Here is an 18325-nt window from a genome sequence, read left to right as displayed (position 1 = left end):
TGGCGGCCGCGGCGTCAGCGGCCTTCCGTGTCGCGGCCGCCAGGTCGGCTCCTTCCGCGATCGCCGCGTCGAGCGCGTCGACGGCCGGCGCCATCGCGTCGTACATCGTCTTGTCTCCGGCTTCGGCCTTGCCCCGGGCGACGATGCCCTCGAGCCCCGCACGCAGCGCGGCCGCGAGACCGGCGGCATCGAGCTCCGACACCGCTCCGGTCGTCATCCCCATCCGGAGGAAGAACGTGCCGTAGAGCGGACCGCTGGCGCCGCCGACCGAGCTGACGAGGGTCATGCCGACCGACTTGAGCAGCTCGTCGGCGGTCGCGGGGGCGCCGGCCCCGAGCTTGTCGTGGACGGCGGCCATGCCGCGTGCCATGTTGGCGCCGTGGTCGGCGTCGCCGATCGCGGAGTCGAGCTCGGTGAGCCAGTCGCGCTTCTGGGTCACCGCATCGCCGAATCGCGTGATCCAGTCGACGAGGGTGTCGGTTCCGATGGTGTCAGTCATGCATTCCGTCCTTCACAGGGTCGAGATCAGGGGGTCAGACGCCCCAGCGCAGGCCGGGAGTGTTGACCGGGGCGTCCCAGAGACGCAGCAGCTCGTCGTCGACCTTGAGCACGGTGACCGAGCAGCCGGCCATGTCGAGCGAAGTGATGTAGTTGCCGACGAGGTTGCGCACGATCTGCACCCCCGCCTTCTCGAGCAGGGCCGCCACCTCGGCATACATCAGGTACAGCTCGATCTGCGGCGTCGCGCCCATGCCGTTGACCATGACGATCGCGGGTCCGGCGAAGTCGAGGTCCGCGAGGATCGGCTCGACGAGCTGGCGCGCGATGTCGGATGCCGGAGCCAGCGGCTCGCGGTGCCGGCCGGGCTCTCCGTGGATGCCGATGCCGATCTCCATCTGGTCGTCCGGCAGGTCGAAGGTCGGCTTTCCCGCGGCGGGAACCGTGCAGCTCGTGAGCGCCATGCCCATCGAACGGCCCTGGCCGTTGATCCGCTTCGCGAGTTCGACCACCGAGGCGAGGTCCTGCCCCTCTTCCGCCGCCGCGCCGACGAGCTTCTCGAGCAGCACGGTGAGTCCGACGCCACGACGCCCTGCCGTGTAGAGCGAGTCCTGCACCGCGACATCGTCATCGACGACGACGGTGCCGACTTCGATGCCCTCCATCGAGGCGAGTTCGGCCGCCATCTCGAAGTTCAAGACGTCGCCGGTGTAGTTCTTCACGATGTGGAGCACGCCGGCACCGCGATCGACAGCCTTCGTCGCGGCCTGCACGCGGTCGGGCGTGGGAGAGGTGAAGACCTCGCCCGCGACCGCGGCGTCGAGCATCCCCGGTCCGACGAACCCGCCGTGCAGCGGCTCGTGCCCAGACCCGCCGCCGGAGACCACCGCGACCTTGCCCTGCTCCTTGGGAGTGGCGCGGGTGATGACGTGCGTCTCGAGGTCGACCGACAGCTCCGGATGAGCGAGCGCGACGCCCTTCAGGGATTCGACGAGAACGTCCTCAGGGGCGTTGATGAGCTTTTTCATCGTGCGATCTCCTTTGATCTCTTGGGGGTGTCCCGCGACTTCTTTCGCAAAAATCCGAAAGCAATTCGTTAATGTCGAATATGCTCGGACGCGGTCGGGTTGTCAAGATCAATCCGGAAGACCTGCACGACGACCCGGTTCGACGACGTTCCGGAAGGAGGGATGCCCCGTGATCCAGGCGATCGACCGTGCGGCGAAGATCCTTGAGCTGCTCCAGGGCGCCCGCCATCTAGGCATCACCGACCTGGCCGCTGCCCTGAGCCTTCCACCGTCGACGGTGCACGGCATCGTGAAGTCGCTGCGCTCGCACGGGCTGGTCGCCAAGGAGCGCGGCGGGCAGCGCTACATGCTGGGTCCGACCCTCCTGCGGCTCAGCAATGTCTACCTCGACACGCTCGACGTGCGTGCCCGGGCGATGCGCTGGACCCAGGAGCTCGCCCGCCGCACCAACCTCTCGGTACGGCTCGGCGCCCCGCACTTCACGGATGTGCTCGTCATCCACCACAACCTGCGCCCCGACGACAGCCAGCAGATGCTGGAGACGGGTGTCGCGATCCCCGCGCACGCCTCGGCGATGGGCAAGGTGCTGCTCGCCTACGACCTCGGCTTCCAGCGGAGCGTGTTCGAGCAGCCGCTGCGCAGTCTCACCGGCGACACGGTCACCGACATCGCGCGGCTCACGCTCGAGCTGCCCACGATCGCGGAGCGTGGCAGCGCGACCGAGATCGACGAAGCCGTGCTGGGCGAATCGTCGATCGCCGCACCGATCGCGGATGCCTCCAACGACATCGTCGCCGCGGTCGCCGTCGTGATGCCGACGTCGCAGACTCCCGCATCGGATGCCGTCCTCAACGATCTCCGCGAGACCGCGCGCAACATCTCGCGCGAGCTCGGGGCGACCTCCTGGCCGCCGCGCGTCGCCCCGGCCGAGGACTAGCCCCGCATCGCGAGCACGAGAGGGAGCACATCGGTCGCACCCGCCTGACGGAGAGCGCGTGCGGCGATCGTCATGGTCCAGCGACTGTCGACCAGATCGTCGACGAGCAGCACCGGACCGGTCGGCACGTCGAGGTGCTCCGCGCTGAGACGGTCCCAGAGTCCTGCGAGGCGGAACACGCTGTTGCCGCCCGACTGCCCGGACGGTCCTCCTCCGACGGGTTCGAGCGCGCCGAGGTACGGCAGGCGCCCGACCTCGGCGATGCCCCGGGCGAGGGAATCGACCAGCAGCGGTCGCGATCGCGACGGCATGGCGATGACGGCCACCGGCCGCTCGGCCCATCCCCACCCGGCGAGCACCCGGACGCACGCCTGAAGCAGCTGCGGCGTGACCGCGGCATCGGCTGCACCCGACGCGAACAGCTCGCGCAGCGTGTTCCCCCAGCCCAGGTCGGTGAGGCGCGCGAGGGCCCGACCCTCGCTCGCCTGCTCGTCGGCGGCGATGCTTCCCTTGACGGGCACGTTCAGACGATCGGCGCCGGTCGGCCAGGCACGACGCGGCTCGATCGGGACCCCCACCCTGTCGAGTGACTCGGCCGCCTGCGTGCTCGCCCCTGCCCCGATCTCCTTCGGGAACCAGACACCCGCGCAGTTGTCGCACCGGCCGCACGGCGCTGCCGTGTCGTCGTCGAGAGAACGCTGCAGGAACTCCATGCGGCATCCGTCGGTCTGCTCGTACTCGATCATGTGCTGCTGTTCGGCGACCCGCTCGGCGGCGATGCGCTCGTAGCGCTCGGCGTCGTAGGTCCACGGCTCGCCGGTCGCGACCCACCCGCCTTGCACGCGTCGTACGGCGCCGTCGACGTCGAGCACCTTCAGCAGCAGCTCGAGCGGCGTGCGGCGGATGTCGACCATCGCCTCGAGCGCCGGTGTCGAGATCGGCGCATCGCCGAGGGCGCCGATCACCCGTTCCGCGCGCTCCCGATCGGGCATCGACGCGGTCGCGAAGTAGTGCCAGATATCGCGGTCCTCGACGCCGGGCAGCAGCAGCACGTCGGCGCTCTCGCTGGCACGACCCGCACGGCCGACCTGCTGGTAGTACGCGACCGGTGACGAGGGAGCGCCGAGATGCAGCACGAATCCCAGGTCGGGCTTGTCGAATCCCATGCCGAGGGCGCTGGTCGCGACGAGCGCCTTGACCTCGTTGCGCTTGAGCATCCCTTCGGACTCCTCACGCTCCTCGGCGTCGGTCTGCCCGGTGTACGCCCGCACATCGTGGCCGTGATCGCGCAGCAGCCGGGCCGTGTCGACGGCAGCGGCGACGGTGAGCGTGTAGATGATCCCGGACCCGGGAAGATCGTTCAGATGGCTCAGCAGCCAGGCCAGCCGGCTCGCCGAATCGCGCAGCCGCAGCACGCCGAGACGCAGCGAGGTGCGCGCGAGGGGACCGCGGATCGTGAGCACGGGCGCGGTGCTCTCGCCCGAGCCTTCGGTCAGGCTGCCCAGCTGCTCGGCGACATCGGCCACCACGCGGCTGTTCGCGGTGGCGGTGGTCGCGAGCACCGGGACATCCGCCGGCATCTGGGCGATGAGGTCGCGCAGGCGTCGGTAGTCGGGACGGAAGTCGTGCCCCCAGTCGCTGATGCAGTGCGCCTCGTCGACCACCAGCATGCCGATGCGACGGACGAGCGCGGGCAGCTGCTGCTCGCGGAACGCCGGATTGTTGAGCCGTTCGGGCGACACCAGCAGCACGTCGACCTCGTCGCGGTCGAGCTGCGCGAGCACGTCGGTCCATTCGTGCGCGTTCGTGGAGTTGATCGCGACCGCCCGCACTCCGGCGCGCTCGGCAGCGGCGATCTGGTCGCGCATGAGCGCCAGGAGGGGCGACACGAGCACCGTCGGCCCCGCGCCCTGCCGTCTCAGCAGCAGCGTCGCGACGAAGTACACCGCCGATTTCCCCCAACCGGTGCGCTGCACGACGAGCGCGCGGCGGCGCCCCTCGACCAGCGCCTCGATCGCCTCGTACTGCCCGTCGTGGAAGTCGGCGTCTGGACGGCCGACGAGCTCGCGGAGCGCGGCGAGCGCGGCCTCGCGGGTGTCGGCGGGAGCGAGGGAGGTCATGCCCCCACTCTGCCTCACGCCACCGACACCTCGGGGTCGTCATCCACAGTCCCGCCCGCCCCGGCATCCGGCATCTGTTGCGCATCCAGTCCCGGCATCCGACCTTCGACTCGGTATCTGCCCGGGCCCTCAGGCCCCGACTTGTCGGATGAAAGGACAGATGCAGGTTCAAAACACCTTTCCGGACCTGCATATGTACTTCCGACCTGCATTGTGTCGGGCCGCCTCACCTCGCTTCGCATCCGGCATCCGGCTCGCCCTCCGGCATCCGGCATCCGGCATCCGGCATCCGGCCCCGGCGGGCACAGATGTCGGCCTTTCGTACGGATGTCGGCCGGAAACGGCGATTCCGCCCGACATCCGTACCCTCTCCCGACGGATATTCGCGCGTTCGCCTGACAGCACCGCACCGAGCAGACCGAGCCGCACCCCCGAATCCCGCATAGCGTAGGAGCATGATCACCCGTGAACTGGCCGTCGCCCTGCGGGATGCCGGCATCGGCTGGCACCCGGCGGAGGGCGACCGCTTCCAGCTCGACCTCACCGATGACGTCGAGCTCGAAGCCGAGGCCGATGTCTTCACCGTCAGCGGCATGACGATCGAGGCGCGCCAGACGCCGAGCGGGACCGACCTGGCTTTCAACGGCACGACCGAGTGGGCGCTCGATGCCGTCACGCTGGCAGACGCCGTGTGGCTGCCGCGGGAGGATCAGCTGCGCGAGCTGCTGCGGGGCACATTCCGCTCCCTGGTGCGGCTGGAGGACACGTTCCGCGTCGAGATCGAGATCGCCGGCGAGGCTCTCTCCTTCGAGCATCCGGAGCCTGCCGAGGCCTACGGCCGCGCCCTGCTGGAGCTCATCTCGCGCTCGCACTGAGGGGCGTCTTGAAGACCGTGGCACTTCTGTGTCAGAATAACCTAACGATCGGTCAGTAAAGATGCTGAATGAGGAGCGACGATGACCAGCCCCGCAGACCTCTCCCTCGTCACGAGTGAGATCTCGGACGAGGAGCGCGTGTTCGACGAGCTCATCGCGAACGAGCAGCGCATCGAACCCCGCGACTGGATGCCGGATGCGTACCGCAAGACGCTCATCCGCCAGATCTCCCAGCACGCCCACTCCGAGATCATCGGGATGCAGCCCGAAGGCAACTGGATCACGCGGGCGCCGAGCCTCAAGCGCAAGGCGATCCTGATGGCGAAGGTGCAAGACGAGGCCGGCCACGGGCTCTACCTCTACTCGGCCGCGCAGACCCTCGGCATCACCCGTGACGAGATGATGGACCAGCTCATCAGCGGCAAGGCCAAGTACTCGTCGATCTTCAACTACCCCACCCCGACCTGGGCCGACATGGGCGCGATCGGCTGGCTCGTCGACGGCGCGGCCATCGTGAACCAGGTGCCGCTCTGCCGCGCATCGTACGGACCCTACGGCCGCGCCATGGTGCGGGTCTGCAAGGAGGAGTCCTTCCATCAGCGGCAGGGCTTCGAGATCCTGCTCAGCCTGATGCAGGGCTCCGAGGAACAGCGCCAGATGGCGCAGGATGCCGTGAACCGCTGGTACTGGCCGAGCCTGGCGATGTTCGGGCCGCCCGATGAGCAGTCCCCGAACTCCGCGCAGTCGATGAAGTGGAAGATCAAGCGCTTCTCGAACGACGACCTGCGTCAGCGCTTCGTCGGGATGCTGGTGCCCCAGGCCGAGATCCTCGGCGTCACGCTGCCCGACCCCGACCTGCGTTTCGACCAGGAGACCGGCCAGTACGTGATCGGCGAGATCGACTGGGACGAGTTCTTCGAGGTGCTGCGCGGCAACGGCCCCTGCAACGCCGAGCGTCTCGAGCGCCGCCGCACCGCCCACGAAGAGGGCGCCTGGGTGCGCGAGGCCGCGGCGGAGTACGCCCGGAAGCAGTCCCTTCGTCGGGCTCAGGAACCGGTCGGAGGAGTGGCCTGATGGCGACCCCCGGCGCCGACGAGCGCGAGCCCTGGCCCCTGTGGGAGGTCTTCGTGCGCGCGAACCGCGGCCTGAGCCACGTGCATGTCGGCTCCCTCCACGCCCCGGATGCCGAGATGGCGATCCGCAACGCCCGTGACCTCTACACGCGTCGCGGCGAAGGCGTGTCGATCTGGGCCGTACCGGCCGACGCGATCACGACCAGCGACCCCGACGCGAAGGGCGCGTACTTCGAGAGCCCCGCGGGCAAGAACTACCGGCACGCCGTGTACTACACGGCGTCCGAGGGGGTGCCGCACCTGTGACCACGGCCCACGACGATGTGCATGGCGATGTGTCCGTCGATGCTCTGCAGCTGAGCGATGAGCTCTCCGGGACCGGAGCGACGGCCGCATCCGCCGACGTCGCCGAGTACGCGATGCGCCTCGGCGACGATGCGCTGATCCTCTCGCAGCAGCTCGGCGAATGGATCGCCAACGCCCCCGAACTCGAGGAGGACGTCGCGCTCGGCAACATCGCGCTCGACCTGCTCGGCCACGCCCGCTCCTTCCTCCACTACGCCGGCTCCTATGACGGCCGCAGCGAAGACGACCTCGCGTACTTCCGCGACGAGCCCGAGTTCCGCTGCGCGTGGATCGTGCAGCAGCCGAACGGCGACTTCGCCCAGACCATCGCCCGGCAGTTCGTGGTGTCGACGTACATGTTCGAGCTGTACTCGGCCCTGCGGGCGAGTGCCGACGAGACCTTCGCCGCGATCGCGGAGAAGTCCCTGAAAGAGGTCGACTACCACCGCGATCACGCCGTGCAGTGGATGCTGCGCCTCGCCGGCGGCACGGACGAATCACGAGCCCGGATCATCCGTGCGACCCGCGACGTCTGGCCCTATGTCGACGAGCTGTTCCGCGACGACGAGCTGATCGAGCGGCTGGGCGACGTCGCCGCGCGGCCGTCGAACCTGCGCGACGGATTCGACGGCGTCATCGACACCGTGTTCACCGAGGCCGAGCTCTCCGTCCCGACGGTCGCCGCCTCGTCGGCAGGTGGTCGGCGCGGCGCGCATGCCACCCCTCTCGGGCATATCCTCGCCGAGATGCAGGTGCTCGCCCGCCGGCATCCGGGGGCATCATGGTGACCCTCACTCCGACGCAGGCGGCCTGGCGGATCGCTGCGTCCGTCCCCGACCCCGAAGTTCCCGTCCTCACGATCGAAGACCTCGGCGTGCTGCGCGCCGTCGAGGCCGACGGCGACCGCGTGCGCGTCGACATCACCCCGACGTACAGCGGATGCCCGGCGATGGACACGATCCGCGACGACGTCATCATGTCGCTGACCGCGGCCGGCTTCGCCGACGTCGACGTGCGTCTGGTCCTCTCCCCCGCCTGGACGACCGACTGGATGACGGATGCCGGGAAGCAGAAGCTCGAGGCCTACGGCATCGCGCCGCCCTCCGGCCGCGCCGCCGTGTCGTCGGGCCCGATCCGGCTGTCCCTGAGCGTGCGCTGCCCGCGCTGCGGCTCGCTCGACACCCGCGAGGTCTCGCGGTTCGGCTCGACCTCCTGCAAGTCCCTGTTCGAGTGCCGCGCGTGCCTCGAGCCCTTCGACCACTTCAAGGTGCACTGATGCCGCTGTTCTCCTCGACGCGGGCCGGCGCCCCGGCATCCGTCCCGCCACGTCGGGCGAGCGGTGAGCGCACGCGTGCCCGATTCCACACGCTCACCGTCGAGGACGTCCGTCCGCTGACCGACGATGCGGTCGAGGTGACGTTCACCGTGCCGGCCGAACTGGCCGACGACTACGACCACCTGCCCGGTCAGTACGTGGCGCTGCGCACGACGCTGGAGGGCACCGAGGTGCGTCGGTCGTATTCGCTGTGCCGGGCTCCCGAGCACCGCACCGACGGCTCGCCGACCCGACTCAGCGTCGCCGTGAAGCGCGACGAGGGCGGCTTGTTCTCGACGTGGGCGCAGACCGGACTGCACGCCGGGTTCGAGATCGATGTGATGAGTCCGCAGGGCACGTTCACCTCGGGTCTCGACGACCTCGACGACCGTCACGTGGTCGGTATCGCCGCCGGATCCGGCATCACGCCGTTGATGGCTCTCGCCCACACCGTGCTGACGCGATCAGACACGTCGCGTTTCACCCTGCTGTACACGAACCGGTCGACGCTCGACGTGATGTTCCTGGAGGATCTCGCCGACCTCAAGGACCGGTATCCGACGCGCGTGACGCTGCACCATGTGCTGTCTCGCGAGCAGCGCACGGCGCCGGTGCTCTCCGGCCGGATCGACGAGGAGAAGCTGCGCACGATCTTCGGCTCGCTCATCGATCCTGCCGACGTCGACGAGTGGTTCCTCTGCGGACCGCTCGCACTCGTCGATCTGTGTCGCGAGGTTCTCGCCGATGTCGGCGTCGCACGAGAGCACATCCGTTTCGAGTTGTTCACGACGGGTGACGAGCCGCTCCGCACCGCACGACCGGTCGAGGTGCGCGCGGGCGAGAAGACGTTCCGCATCGAGGTCAATCTCGACGGCGTCTCGTCGACGGTGGAGAGCCCGGTCGACGCGCACGAATCCGTGTTGAACGCGGCGCTGCGCGTGCGTCCGGATGCGCCGTTCGCCTGCGCAGGCGGCGTCTGCGGAACCTGCCGCGCTCGCGTGATCGAGGGCAGCGTGAGCATGACCGAGAACTACGCACTGGAGCCGGACGAGCTCGAACGCGGATACGTGCTCACCTGCCAGTCCCATCCCACCAGCGACCGCGTGGTCGTCGACTACGACGTGTGACCGGAGTGCGCATGATCGATCTCACCATCGCCGATGACGTCGCCACGATCGTTCTGAACGCCCCGGCCAAGCTGAACGCACTCGACGAGCAGGCGCTGCACGGGCTGGATGCCGCCTACGCGGAGGCCGAGGCCGCCGGGGTCCGCGCCCTCGTGCTCCGCGGTGAGGGTCGGGCGTTCTGCGCCGGACGCGATATCTCGGGCGTCGACCCGCGCGACGACGACGTCATGGGCTACCTCGGCGGGCTCGTGACGCCGTTGCTGCAGCGGATGTCGCACTTTCCCGCACCGACGTTCGCGGTCGCGCACGGCGCCTGCCTGGGCGTCGGGCTCGGCCTTCTGATCGCGACGGATGTCGTCTACGTCGCGGAGTCCGCGAAGATCGGCTCGCCGTTCGCGGCGCTCGGGGCGACGCTCGACTCCGGCGGTCACGCGCTCTTCCTGGAGCGCCTCGGCGCCCACAAGACCCTCGACCTCATCTACACCGGGCGTCTGATGAGTGGCGCCGAAGCCGTGGCATCCGGACTGTTCTCGCGGGTCTTCCCCGATGACGACGTGGTCTCCGCGACGACGGATGCCGCGGCCACCGCCGCGCGCGGAGCCACCGCCGCGTTCCTCGCCAGCAAGGAGCTCGTGGCCCGGATCCGCGACGAGCGCCTGGCGCTGTGGGACTCGGTCGACATCGAGAACGCCGCGCAGGCCGCGCTCTGCGACACCGACGACTACCGAGAAGGGTTCGCCGCGTTCCAGGAGAAGCGGAAGCCGGAGTTCCGCGGGCGCTGAGCTCGGCGGTGTGCATGTCGGAGGCCGGTGCGAGAATGCGGGGATGAAGCTTTCCGACCTCGTCTCCACCACCGAAGAGGTCGCCGCCACCTCGTCGCGCCTGGCCAAGATCGACGCTCTCGCGCGACTGCTGGCCACGGCAGAGCCGGATGAGATCGCACCGCTCGTCGGGTTGCTTCTCGCGTCGCCGCGTCAGGGCAAGCTCGGCGTCGGATGGCGAGGGATCGCGGCACTGGAGGTCTCGCACGCCGACAGCTCGAGTCTGACCATCGCCGACGTGGACGAATCGCTGGATGCTCTCGCCGCGGCATCCGGCAGCGGGTCCGCCGCCACGCGCACGGGCGCTCTCGGCACCCTCGCCTCACGAGCGACGGCCGCCGAATGGGACTTCCTGACCCGCGCCATGCTGGGTGAGCTGCGTACCGGGGCACTCGGCGGGGTGCTGCTCGACGCGATCGCGAAGGCGTCGGACCGCGCTGCTGCGACCGTGCGGAGGGCCGCCATGCTCTCCGGCGACCTCGGCGAGACCGCACTCGTCGCCCTCACCGGCACCGCTGAAGATCTCGACGCGGTCGGCCTGCAGGTCGGGCGTCCCGTGCTGCCGATGCTCGCCGCCACCGCCGCGACCCCGACGGCGGCACTCGAGATCACCGGCGAGGCCTCGGTCGAGTTCAAGCTCGACGGCGCGCGTATCCAGGTGCATCGGCACGGCGACGAGGTCGGCGTCTACACGCGCAGCCTCGCCGACATCACGCATCGCGTGCCCGAGATCGTCGAGATCGTCCGGTCGCTGCCGGCGCACGACCTCATCCTCGACGGCGAGACCCTGTCGCTCGACGAAGACGGCGGGCCCCGTCCGTTCCAGGAGACCATGTCGCGCTTCGGCGCCGACGTCGCTCGCGAACTGCTGCTGCGGCCCTGGTTCTTCGACGTCCTGCACGTCGACGGGCGCGATCTGCTCGACGAGCCGCTGTCCGTGCGTCTCGCCGAGCTCGAACGCGTGGCCGGCGAGTGGCGGATGCCGGGCATCGTGACGGCTGATCCGGATGCCGCCGAGCAGCTGTCCCGCGAAGCCCTCGCCGCCGGGCACGAGGGTGTGGTCGTCAAGGCGATCGACGCGCCCTACGCCGCCGGCCGACGCGGCAAGTCCTGGGTCAAGGTGAAGCCCGTGCTGACATACGACCTCGTGGTCCTCGGCGCCGAGTGGGGTTCCGGGCGCCGTCAGGGCTGGCTGTCGAACCTGCACCTCGGAGCCCGCGACCCCGATGGCGAGTTCGGCGACCCTGGCGGCTTCGTGATGGTGGGCAAGACGTTCAAGGGGCTCACCGACGAGCTGCTGCGCTGGCAGACCGAGACCTTCCCCGAATACGAGACCCGGCGCACGCAGGGCACCGTGTTCCTCCGACCCGAGATCGTCGTCGAGATCGCCATCGACGGCGTGCAGCGCTCACCGCGCTATCCCGGCGGGATCGCGCTCCGGTTCGCCCGGGTGAAGGGCTACCGTCCCGACAAGGCGCCCGCCGAGGCTGACACGATCCAGACGCTGCGGGCGCTGCTGCGGGGGTGAGGAATGTCTGCTTCCGGCGCCCCAGAGACCCTCAAACGAGTCCGCATGCGAGCCTCCGACCTGCGCACTCTGTTCTCCGAGTACGGCGTGACGAACATCGAGGTGTTCGGAAGCGTCGCCCGGGGTGACGACGACGAAGACAGCGACATCGACCTTCTAGTCGACATCGCACCGACTATTGGCCTGTTCGACCTGCTCCGTGCGCAATCAGCCGCTGAGGCGCTGCTCGGACGAGCTGTCGACGTTGTCCCCCGGCAAAGCCTCAGGCCCGGTGTCGCCGAAGCCATCCGAGACGAAGTCGTGCCGCTCTGAGTCGAGAAGAAGAGAAGTCGATACCCTCGCGTCACGCCGAAGGCGGAAGTCCCAGGTCCTCTTCCCGCACGGTGCCCTGGAACGACCACGGGAAGTTGATCCAGAGGTCGGTGTCCTTCCAGGCGTAGTCGGGCTGGATGATCGTCGACGGCTTCGTGTAGATCGTGACGGACCGCACGTCGGCGCCCTTGTCCTTCAGGAGCTCCACGGCGAGCGCGAGCGTGCGACCCGAGTCGGCCACATCGTCCACGAGCAGCACGCGGCGACCGTCGAGGTACGCCATGTCAAGCTCGGGAGGCAGCACCTCCGGTGCATCGAGCACCGTGCCGATGCCCGTGTAGAACTCGACATTGATGGCGCCGCAGTTCTTCGCCCCGAGGCCGTACGCGATCGCGCCGGCCGGAAGCAGTCCGCCTCGGGCGATCGCCACGACGACCTCCGGTTCGAAGCCGCTGGCGAGGATGCTGCGCGCCAAATCGCGTGTCGCAGATCCGAAGCCGTCCCAGGTGAGCGTCTCGCGCTCCGTCGATGTCGTCATCGCCTCATTCTCCCCCACCGTGTGATCCGTCCAGCGCGCTCAGTCGAGTCGCGTGACCTCGACCGAGACGAACAGCTCCGACGCGCTCGGTCCGGCATACACCCCGCGCAGCGGCGGGACATCGCCGTAGTCGCGGCCGTGCCCGACGTAGACGTGCGATTCCCCGACGTCGAGCAGGTTGGTCGGGTCGAACCCCCGCCATTCCCCGGAGTACCACTCCACCCACGCATGCGACTCGCCGATCACGGGTTGCCCGATCGGCGCGGTCGGGTCCGGATGCAGGTACCCCGACACGTACCGTGCGGGGATGCCCGCCTCGCGCAGCACGCCGAGCGCGACGTGGGCGATGTCCTGACACACGCCCGATCGCGCGGCCCAGGCCTCCCGTGCGGTCGAGTTCACCCCCGTCACGCCGCTCTGGTAGTCCATGGCACCTCCGACGGCGCGGCAGATCTCGAAGGCGGTCTCGTCCACGTCCCGTCCCTCGGCTCTCGCCTGCAGGGCGAGCTCACGCATCTCATCGTCGGGCGCGGTCGCCGGGGTCTGAGCGAGGCATTCGGCGAGCGAGAGCGACGAGGGGATGCGTGCAGCCAGTTCTTCCCAGCCGATCAGGTCGACCGAAACGGGAAGAGGGCGCACATCGATCACACTGGTCGCAGTGACCGAGAGCAGCTGATGCGGCGTGAGCACCTCGAACGTCGACACGCGGGTGTCCCAGTAGTCGGCGTACGAATGCTGGGTCGCCGTCGGCGAGATGTCCAGGGTCGCCTGCAGCACGAACTGTCCGTCGCGCGAGTGCGGCAGCATCCGTGCCTCGTTGTACGACGCGGTCGCCGGCTTCTCGTAGCGGAATCCGGTCCGGTGCACGATCCGCAGCCGGCTCACAGTGCCTCTCCGATCCACACCGGCATCGCGATCGACGGGAAGTAGCGCTCCCGGATCGCATCGCTCGCCACCGAGATCGCCACCTGCACCTCCTCCATGCTCTCCGACAGTCGATGCACGATGTCGGCGACGGGCCGGTACTCCAACTCCGACCGCATCCGGCCGAGCACCCGATGGGCCCGGTCCGGTGCGCCGAACGCCCCGGCCGGATCGATACCGCGCAGACACTCCTCTGCCTGCAGGATGCTGGAGAGCACGGATCTCGGGAACAGCTTGTCCACGAGCAGGAACTCCACCGCCGATGCCGCCGTCGGCACCGCCCGATGGCCACGCAGGTGGGCCTCGTACGCGCCGCAGCTGCGCAGCAGGGTCGTCCAGCTCGGGCCACCGGCATCCGTCAGCGAGCGGGTCGCCAGCAGGCGGGCCGTCATGTCCGCGCGTTCGATCGAGCGGCCGAGCACGAAGAACTGCCAGGCCTCGTCACGGCTCGTCGACGAGTCGACGACGCCGAACGCGAGGGCGGACCTGTCGCGCACCCACCGGAAGAACGGGTGCGTCTTGTCGGAGGCGATCCACAGCGGCATCCGCGCATTCGACTCGTTGAGGGTCTCCCAGAGGTCGGTCGAGATGATCTCCCGCGCGCGGCGCGCGTTCTCGCGGGCCGCGGCGATCGAATGGGCGATGGATGCCGAATGATCCCGGTCGAGCGCCAGCAGGCGTACGACGTCGTCGCGGCCGACGATGCTCTCGCCGTCGGCCGTCGTGCCCATGACCGAGAGCAGGGCGCGGCACGCGGTGTCCTCCTCGACCCACGGATCCTCCAGGAGCAGCTGCAGGTGCACGTCGAGGATGCGGGCGGTCCCGTCGGCGCGTTCGACGTAGCGGCCGATCCAGAAGAGGGCCTCGGCGATGCGGCTCAGCATGTCGCACCTCCCTGCTGCTGCTGTTGCTGTTGCTGCTGGTGATGGCGGGTCTCGAGATCCTCGTCCTGCGGTGACGAGAGGAACGGAGGAGACGGCTCGTCCCGCGGCGACGACACGATCCCGATGGCGCCGGTGGCGATCGAGACCTCGTCGGAGGCAGGATCCGAGAGTCCGGCGAGCGTCGCCGTCGGACCGGTGAACAGGGAGGGGTCCAGCACCCAGGTGTCCTTCGACCCGCCGCCCTGACTGGAGTTGACGACCAGCTGCCCCTCCGGCAGCGCGACCCGCGTCAGCCCGCCGGGCAGCACCCAGATGTCCTCGCCGTCATTCACGGCGAACGGTCGGAGATCCACGTGTCGGGGGCGGAAGCCGTCTTCGACGAGCGTCGGGATCGTCGACAGCTGTACGACCGGCTGCGCGATCCAGCCGCGCGGATCGGCGAGCAGCTGCGCGCGGAGGGCATCGAGCTGGGCACGCGAGGCATCCGGGCCGACGACGAGCCCTTTGCCTCCGGACCCGTCGACCGGCTTCACGACGAGCTCGTCCAGACGGTCGAGCACCTCGGCGAGAGCATCCGGCTCCTCCAGGCGCCACGTGTCGACGTTGGGGAGGATCGGGTCCTCCCCCAGGTAGTAGCGGATGAGCTCGGGCACGTAGGTGTAGACGAGCTTGTCGTCGGCGACGCCGTTGCCGACGGCGTTCGCGAGCGTGACATTTCCGAGGCGGGCGGCGAGCATGAGACCGGGCGCTCCCAGCACCGAATCGGGCCGGAAGTGCTGCGGGTCCAGGAACTCGTCGTCGACCCGTCGGTAGATGACGTCCACGCGCGTGGGGCCCGCGGTGGTGTGCATCCATACCCGCCCGCCGGAGCAGAACAGGTCGCGCCCCTCGACGAGCTCGACCCCCATCATCCGGGCGAGCAGCGTGTGCTCGTAATACGCGGAGTTGTACACGCCCGGCGTCAGCACGACCACGGTCGGGTGATCGATGCCGACCGGCGCCGCCGCGCGCAGTGCCTGCAGCAGCCGACTCGGATAGTCGACCACCGGACGCACGCGCAGGCTCGTGAACAGTTCGGGCAGGGTCTGCGCCATGACCCGCCGGTTCGCGAGCACGTAGCTGACCCCGCTCGGCACCCGGACGTTGTCTTCGAGCACGCGCCAGGCGCCCTTCTCGTCGCGGATGACATCGATCCCCGCGACGTGGATGCGCACGCCGTTCGCGCCGACGATCCCGGCGGCCTGCCGGTGGAAGTGCGACGACGAGCTGATCAGCGTCGAAGGGATCACGCCGTCGCGCACGGCGGCCTGCGGGCCGTAGACGTCGGCGAGGAACGCCTCCAGCGCGCGCACACGCTGCTTGACCCCTGACTCGACATACATCCAGTCCTCGGCAGCGATCACCCGGGGCACGACGTCGAGCGGGAAAGGCCGCTCCTCGCCCGCGAAGTCGAAGGTCACGCCCTGCGCGAGGTACGAGCTGGCCAGAGCATCCGTCCGCGCCCGCAGCTCGGCGTCGTCCATGCCGGCGAGTGCGGGATACATGTCGCGGTACGGCAGACGCACCTCGCCTGCGCCGGCCACCGACCCGGAGGGGAACATCTCGTCCCACGGCTGCGGGCCCCGGCGCTCCGCGGACCGGCGTGAGGTGTATCCGTTGAACAGCGACTCCATGACGGAATACTTCCGCGGCGTGGTTTCGGTGATGTTTCCGGGGGAAGACGACGCGGCGACACGGGTCCCGGCGCGGTAGAGTCGAGCTGTCCGGCATTCCCGCGCCGGTGCCTGAAAAAGAGGCACGAAGCACCCCGCGCAGCAGCGAGGGCGAGACACATACGGATCCGTAACTCTCCGTCCCTGTCTCGAAAGGCATTCTCATGCCCACTGTCTCCGCGCATGTCGCGCTCACCCTCGCCCAGCACATCGAGGCCGTCTTCGGCGTGATGGGCAACGGCAACGCCTACTTCCTCGATGCGATCGAGACCCAGACGGACGCCGTCTTCACGGCCGTCCGGCATGAGCAGGGAGCCGTCGTGGCCGCCGACGCGCACTTCCGGGCATCCGGGCGCATCGCCGCCGGCACCTCGACCTACGGCGCCGGCTTCACGAACACCCTGACGGCACTCGCCGAGGCCGTGCAGGCACATGTGCCGCTGGTGCTCGTGGTCGGCGACGAGCCCACGTCAGGCCGCCGCCCGTGGGGCGTCGACCAGATCGCGCTCGCCTCCGCCGTCGGCGCCCGCACCTATACGGTCGGACGAGCGGATGCCGCGGCCACCACGGTCATCGCGATCGAGCACGCGCTCACCTACCGCCTGCCTGTCGTGCTCGCGATCCCGTACGACGTCGCCTCCCTCGATGCGGGACCCGTGGCGGACGCTCCGTCCCCGCGTCTTCCCGCACCGCTCGCGCCGAAGGGCGAGTTCGCCGAGGGCATGCTCGACGAGATCGCCGCCGCGCTGCGCGGAGCAGAGCGCCCGTTCCTGCTCGCCGGTCGCGGGGCCTGGCTGGCCGGAGCGAGCGCAGCGCTCGGCGAGCTCGCCGAGCTGACCGGCGCGCTCACCGCGTCGTCGGCGCTCGGTCGTGGCGTGTTCCCCGACACCCGTTACGACCTTGGCGTGACCGGCGGCTTCGGCGCCGAAGGGGCCATGGAACTCGTCCGCACGGCCGATGTCGCCGTCGTCTTCGGGGCCTCGCTCAACCAGTTCACGATGCGCTTCGGTGAGCTGTTCGCGCCCGGAACCCGGGTCTTCCAGATCGACATCGCGTCGGCCGCGACCCACGCGCACATCGGCGGATTCGTGCGCGCTGATGCCCGTGTCGCCGCCGAGCAGCTCGTCGAACGCATCGGCTCGATGACCGGGAGCCCGTGGCGCGAGAGCGTCGACGTGGCATCCGCCCGCGAATACGAGGCCGGCGACGAGCTGGCCGCCGACGGCCGGCTCGATCCCCGCTCGGCCGCGCGCCGTATCGCGGAGCTGCTGCCCGAGGATCGCGTCGTGGTGTCCGACGGCGGGCACTTCATCGGCTGGGCGAACATGTACTGGCCGGTCGCGGCACCCGACCGCATGATGATGATCGGCACCGCCTTCCAGTCGATCGGCCAGGGCTGGCCGAGCGTCGTCGGAGCCGCGCTGGCCCGCCGCGACTCCACGATCGTGCTGACATCGGGCGACGGCGGCGGACTCATGGCGATCGCCGACCTCGAGTCGGCTGTGCGCGCCGCTGCCGGTCGAGGCGTCGCCGTCATCTGGAATGACGCCGCCTACGGCGCGGAGGTGAACCTCTACGGCCTCAAGGGCCTGGCCGAGGGCCCGATGCGCATCCCCGAGGTGGACTTCGCCGCGTTCGGAGCCGCGGTCGGCGCCGAGGGCGTCGTGGTCCGAACGCTCGCCGACCTCGATCGGCTGGCGACGTGGGCGGGTGAGGATGCGGGGGCCCGCCGCTTCCTCCTGCTCGACCTGCGCATCTCGGGCGACGTGATCGCGCCGTACCAGCAGGAGATCATCCGCGTGAACTCCTGACGCTCCCGAAATCGGGGCGGCGAGTCGGCTAGCCTTCCGGGATGTCATCGATCCGCAACATCGCCGTCGGCCTCCCTGTCAAGGAGGGCCATCTCCTCGCGCTGGAAGGGACGGACCGCTCCCGCGGCCTCGAATTCCTGCGCGCGATCGGCGGCGGCATCGAGTTCGGCGAGAGGGCCGAGGAAGCCCTGCACCGTGAGTTCATGGAAGAACTCGGGGTCCGTCTCGAGGCGGTCGCACTCCTCGGCGTCAGCGAGAACATCTTCACCTACGAAGGAGTTCCCGGCCACGAGATCTGTCACATCTTCACCGTCGAGTCGGCGGAGATCGACGCCGTGCCGCTGGATGCCGAGCTGCATGTGCTCGATGAGGGCAGTCCGGTGCGCTGGGTGCCGATCTCCGACATCCGCTCAGGCGATCGCACGCTTTTTCCCACCGGAGCGACGGAGCTGCTGGTCACGTCGAGCTGACGTTCCC

Annotated in this window: 19 protein-coding genes; 12 read left to right on the top strand and 7 right to left on the bottom strand. The window is 69.4% G+C overall.

Annotated elements, in window-relative coordinates; all coding sequences use genetic code 11:
* Together dhaL and dhaK are read right to left on the bottom strand one after the other, a co-directional pair.
* Positions 1 to 499: dihydroxyacetone kinase subunit DhaL (gene dhaL / locus DW306_RS13310; protein WP_136056078.1), on the bottom strand; the 499-nt coding region annotated here is incomplete at its 3' end.
* A gap of 34 nt (positions 500 to 533) precedes the next feature.
* The gene (gene dhaK, locus DW306_RS13305) at positions 534 to 1526 is read right to left on the bottom strand and encodes a dihydroxyacetone kinase subunit DhaK (protein WP_136056077.1); all 993 of its coding nucleotides are present in this window, start codon (positions 1524 to 1526) and stop codon (positions 534 to 536) included.
* 169 nt (positions 1527 to 1695) lie between these two features.
* On the opposite strand from dhaK, the gene DW306_RS13300 reads away from it, so the two are divergent.
* Positions 1696 to 2463 carry an IclR family transcriptional regulator gene (locus DW306_RS13300; protein WP_136056076.1) on the top strand — a complete coding sequence of 256 codons (768 nt, stop codon included), beginning with the start codon at positions 1696 to 1698 and terminating at the stop codon, positions 2461 to 2463.
* Here DW306_RS13300 and DW306_RS13295 read toward each other — a convergent pair.
* Positions 2460 to 4583 carry a RecQ family ATP-dependent DNA helicase gene (locus DW306_RS13295; protein WP_136056075.1) on the bottom strand — a complete coding sequence of 708 codons (2124 nt, stop codon included), beginning with the start codon at positions 4581 to 4583 and terminating at the stop codon, positions 2460 to 2462. The two genes, DW306_RS13300 and DW306_RS13295, sit on opposite strands and share 4 nt — an antisense overlap.
* A gap of 455 nt (positions 4584 to 5038) precedes the next feature.
* Here DW306_RS13295 and DW306_RS13290 point away from each other — a divergent pair, with 455 nt between their 5' ends.
* From DW306_RS13290 to DW306_RS13250, 9 genes are all read left to right on the top strand, one after another.
* On the top strand, positions 5039 to 5458 hold the full coding sequence (locus DW306_RS13290; RefSeq protein WP_136056074.1) for a pilus assembly protein CpaE: 420 nt from the start codon (positions 5039 to 5041) through the stop codon (positions 5456 to 5458).
* An 81-nt stretch (positions 5459 to 5539) separates the two neighbouring features.
* Positions 5540 to 6532 carry a 1,2-phenylacetyl-CoA epoxidase subunit PaaA gene (gene paaA / locus DW306_RS13285; RefSeq protein WP_136056073.1) on the top strand — a complete coding sequence of 331 codons (993 nt, stop codon included), beginning with the start codon at positions 5540 to 5542 and terminating at the stop codon, positions 6530 to 6532.
* A complete protein-coding gene (gene paaB / locus DW306_RS13280) occupies positions 6532 to 6837 on the top strand; it encodes a 1,2-phenylacetyl-CoA epoxidase subunit PaaB (protein ID WP_136056072.1) in 306 nt (101 codons plus the stop codon). Before paaA ends, paaB begins: the two co-directional genes overlap by 1 nt.
* On the top strand, positions 6834 to 7664 hold the full coding sequence (gene paaC / locus DW306_RS13275) for a 1,2-phenylacetyl-CoA epoxidase subunit PaaC (RefSeq protein ID WP_136056071.1): 831 nt from the start codon (positions 6834 to 6836) through the stop codon (positions 7662 to 7664). The genes paaB and paaC overlap by 4 nt, the downstream gene beginning before the upstream one ends.
* Entirely contained in the window at positions 7658 to 8152 is a 495-nt protein-coding gene (gene paaD, locus DW306_RS13270) for a 1,2-phenylacetyl-CoA epoxidase subunit PaaD (protein ID WP_136056070.1), read from the top strand. Before paaC ends, paaD begins: the two co-directional genes overlap by 7 nt.
* Positions 8152 to 9318, top strand: a complete 1167-nt coding sequence (gene paaE, locus DW306_RS13265) for a 1,2-phenylacetyl-CoA epoxidase subunit PaaE (RefSeq protein ID WP_136056069.1) — start codon at positions 8152 to 8154, stop codon at positions 9316 to 9318. Before paaD ends, paaE begins: the two co-directional genes overlap by 1 nt.
* An 11-nt stretch (positions 9319 to 9329) precedes the next feature.
* Positions 9330 to 10100 (top strand): enoyl-CoA hydratase-related protein, encoded by a 771-nt coding sequence (locus DW306_RS13260; protein WP_136056068.1) that lies wholly within the window; start codon positions 9330 to 9332, stop codon positions 10098 to 10100.
* 43 nt (positions 10101 to 10143) lie between these two features.
* Positions 10144 to 11667: an ATP-dependent DNA ligase gene (locus DW306_RS13255; protein WP_136056067.1), complete on the top strand. Its 1524-nt coding sequence runs from the start codon at positions 10144 to 10146 to the stop codon at positions 11665 to 11667.
* Between the two features lie 45 nt (positions 11668 to 11712).
* Positions 11713 to 11979, top strand: a complete 267-nt coding sequence (locus DW306_RS13250; protein ID WP_168429328.1) for a nucleotidyltransferase domain-containing protein — start codon at positions 11713 to 11715, stop codon at positions 11977 to 11979.
* Positions 11980 to 12010: 31 nt separating this feature from the next.
* Here the strand turns inward: DW306_RS13250 and DW306_RS13245 are convergent, their stop codons facing one another.
* Genes DW306_RS13245 through DW306_RS13230 form a run of 4 tightly spaced genes read right to left on the bottom strand, consistent with a single transcriptional unit; the run spans position 12011 to position 15998 of the window.
* Complete coding sequence (locus DW306_RS13245; RefSeq protein WP_136056065.1) at positions 12011 to 12517, bottom strand: phosphoribosyltransferase; 507 nt, start codon at positions 12515 to 12517, stop codon at positions 12011 to 12013.
* A 39-nt stretch (positions 12518 to 12556) separates the two neighbouring features.
* Positions 12557 to 13402, bottom strand: a complete 846-nt coding sequence (locus DW306_RS13240) for a transglutaminase family protein (RefSeq protein ID WP_136056064.1) — start codon at positions 13400 to 13402, stop codon at positions 12557 to 12559.
* Positions 13399 to 14325 carry an alpha-E domain-containing protein gene (locus DW306_RS13235; RefSeq protein WP_136056063.1) on the bottom strand — a complete coding sequence of 309 codons (927 nt, stop codon included), beginning with the start codon at positions 14323 to 14325 and terminating at the stop codon, positions 13399 to 13401. Before DW306_RS13235 ends, DW306_RS13240 begins: the two co-directional genes overlap by 4 nt.
* Positions 14319 to 15998, bottom strand: a complete 1680-nt coding sequence (locus DW306_RS13230; protein ID WP_136056062.1) for a circularly permuted type 2 ATP-grasp protein — start codon at positions 15996 to 15998, stop codon at positions 14319 to 14321. Before DW306_RS13230 ends, DW306_RS13235 begins: the two co-directional genes overlap by 7 nt.
* Before the next feature lie 203 nt (positions 15999 to 16201).
* Between DW306_RS13230 and DW306_RS13225 the strand changes: the two genes are divergently transcribed.
* Together DW306_RS13225 and DW306_RS13220 are read left to right on the top strand one after the other, a co-directional pair.
* Positions 16202 to 17848, top strand: coding sequence for a thiamine pyrophosphate-binding protein (locus tag DW306_RS13225; RefSeq protein WP_136056061.1), 1647 nt, complete (start codon positions 16202 to 16204; stop codon positions 17846 to 17848).
* A 41-nt stretch (positions 17849 to 17889) separates the two neighbouring features.
* A complete protein-coding gene (locus tag DW306_RS13220) occupies positions 17890 to 18318 on the top strand; it encodes an NUDIX domain-containing protein (RefSeq protein WP_136056060.1) in 429 nt (142 codons plus the stop codon).
* Positions 18319 to 18325 lie beyond the last annotated feature (7 nt).

Origin of the sequence: Microbacterium sp. K24, assembly GCF_004794465.1 — a bacterium.
In the GTDB taxonomy this organism is placed as follows: Bacteria; Actinomycetota; Actinomycetes; order Actinomycetales; family Microbacteriaceae; genus Microbacterium.
This window is presented reverse-complemented; position numbering and strand designations above follow the sequence as displayed.

Coding starts and splice junctions, on each gene's coding strand:
- dhaK (WP_136056077.1), bottom strand. CDS start 1,526: ATGAAAAAGCTCATCAACGCCCCTGAGGACGTTCTCGTCGAATCCCTG.
- DW306_RS13295 (WP_136056075.1), bottom strand. CDS start 4,583: ATGACCTCCCTCGCTCCCGCCGACACCCGCGAGGCCGCGCTCGCCGCG.
- DW306_RS13290 (WP_136056074.1), top strand. CDS start 5,039: ATGATCACCCGTGAACTGGCCGTCGCCCTGCGGGATGCCGGCATCGGC.
- paaA (WP_136056073.1), top strand. CDS start 5,540: ATGACCAGCCCCGCAGACCTCTCCCTCGTCACGAGTGAGATCTCGGAC.
- paaB (WP_136056072.1), top strand. CDS start 6,532: ATGGCGACCCCCGGCGCCGACGAGCGCGAGCCCTGGCCCCTGTGGGAG.
- paaD (WP_136056070.1), top strand. CDS start 7,658: ATGGTGACCCTCACTCCGACGCAGGCGGCCTGGCGGATCGCTGCGTCC.
- paaE (WP_136056069.1), top strand. CDS start 8,152: ATGCCGCTGTTCTCCTCGACGCGGGCCGGCGCCCCGGCATCCGTCCCG.
- DW306_RS13260 (WP_136056068.1), top strand. CDS start 9,330: ATGATCGATCTCACCATCGCCGATGACGTCGCCACGATCGTTCTGAAC.
- DW306_RS13255 (WP_136056067.1), top strand. CDS start 10,144: ATGAAGCTTTCCGACCTCGTCTCCACCACCGAAGAGGTCGCCGCCACC.
- DW306_RS13250 (WP_168429328.1), top strand. CDS start 11,713: ATGCGAGCCTCCGACCTGCGCACTCTGTTCTCCGAGTACGGCGTGACG.
- DW306_RS13245 (WP_136056065.1), bottom strand. CDS start 12,517: ATGACGACATCGACGGAGCGCGAGACGCTCACCTGGGACGGCTTCGGA.
- DW306_RS13235 (WP_136056063.1), bottom strand. CDS start 14,325: ATGCTGAGCCGCATCGCCGAGGCCCTCTTCTGGATCGGCCGCTACGTC.
- DW306_RS13230 (WP_136056062.1), bottom strand. CDS start 15,998: ATGGAGTCGCTGTTCAACGGATACACCTCACGCCGGTCCGCGGAGCGC.
- DW306_RS13225 (WP_136056061.1), top strand. CDS start 16,202: ATGCCCACTGTCTCCGCGCATGTCGCGCTCACCCTCGCCCAGCACATC.
- DW306_RS13220 (WP_136056060.1), top strand. CDS start 17,890: ATGTCATCGATCCGCAACATCGCCGTCGGCCTCCCTGTCAAGGAGGGC.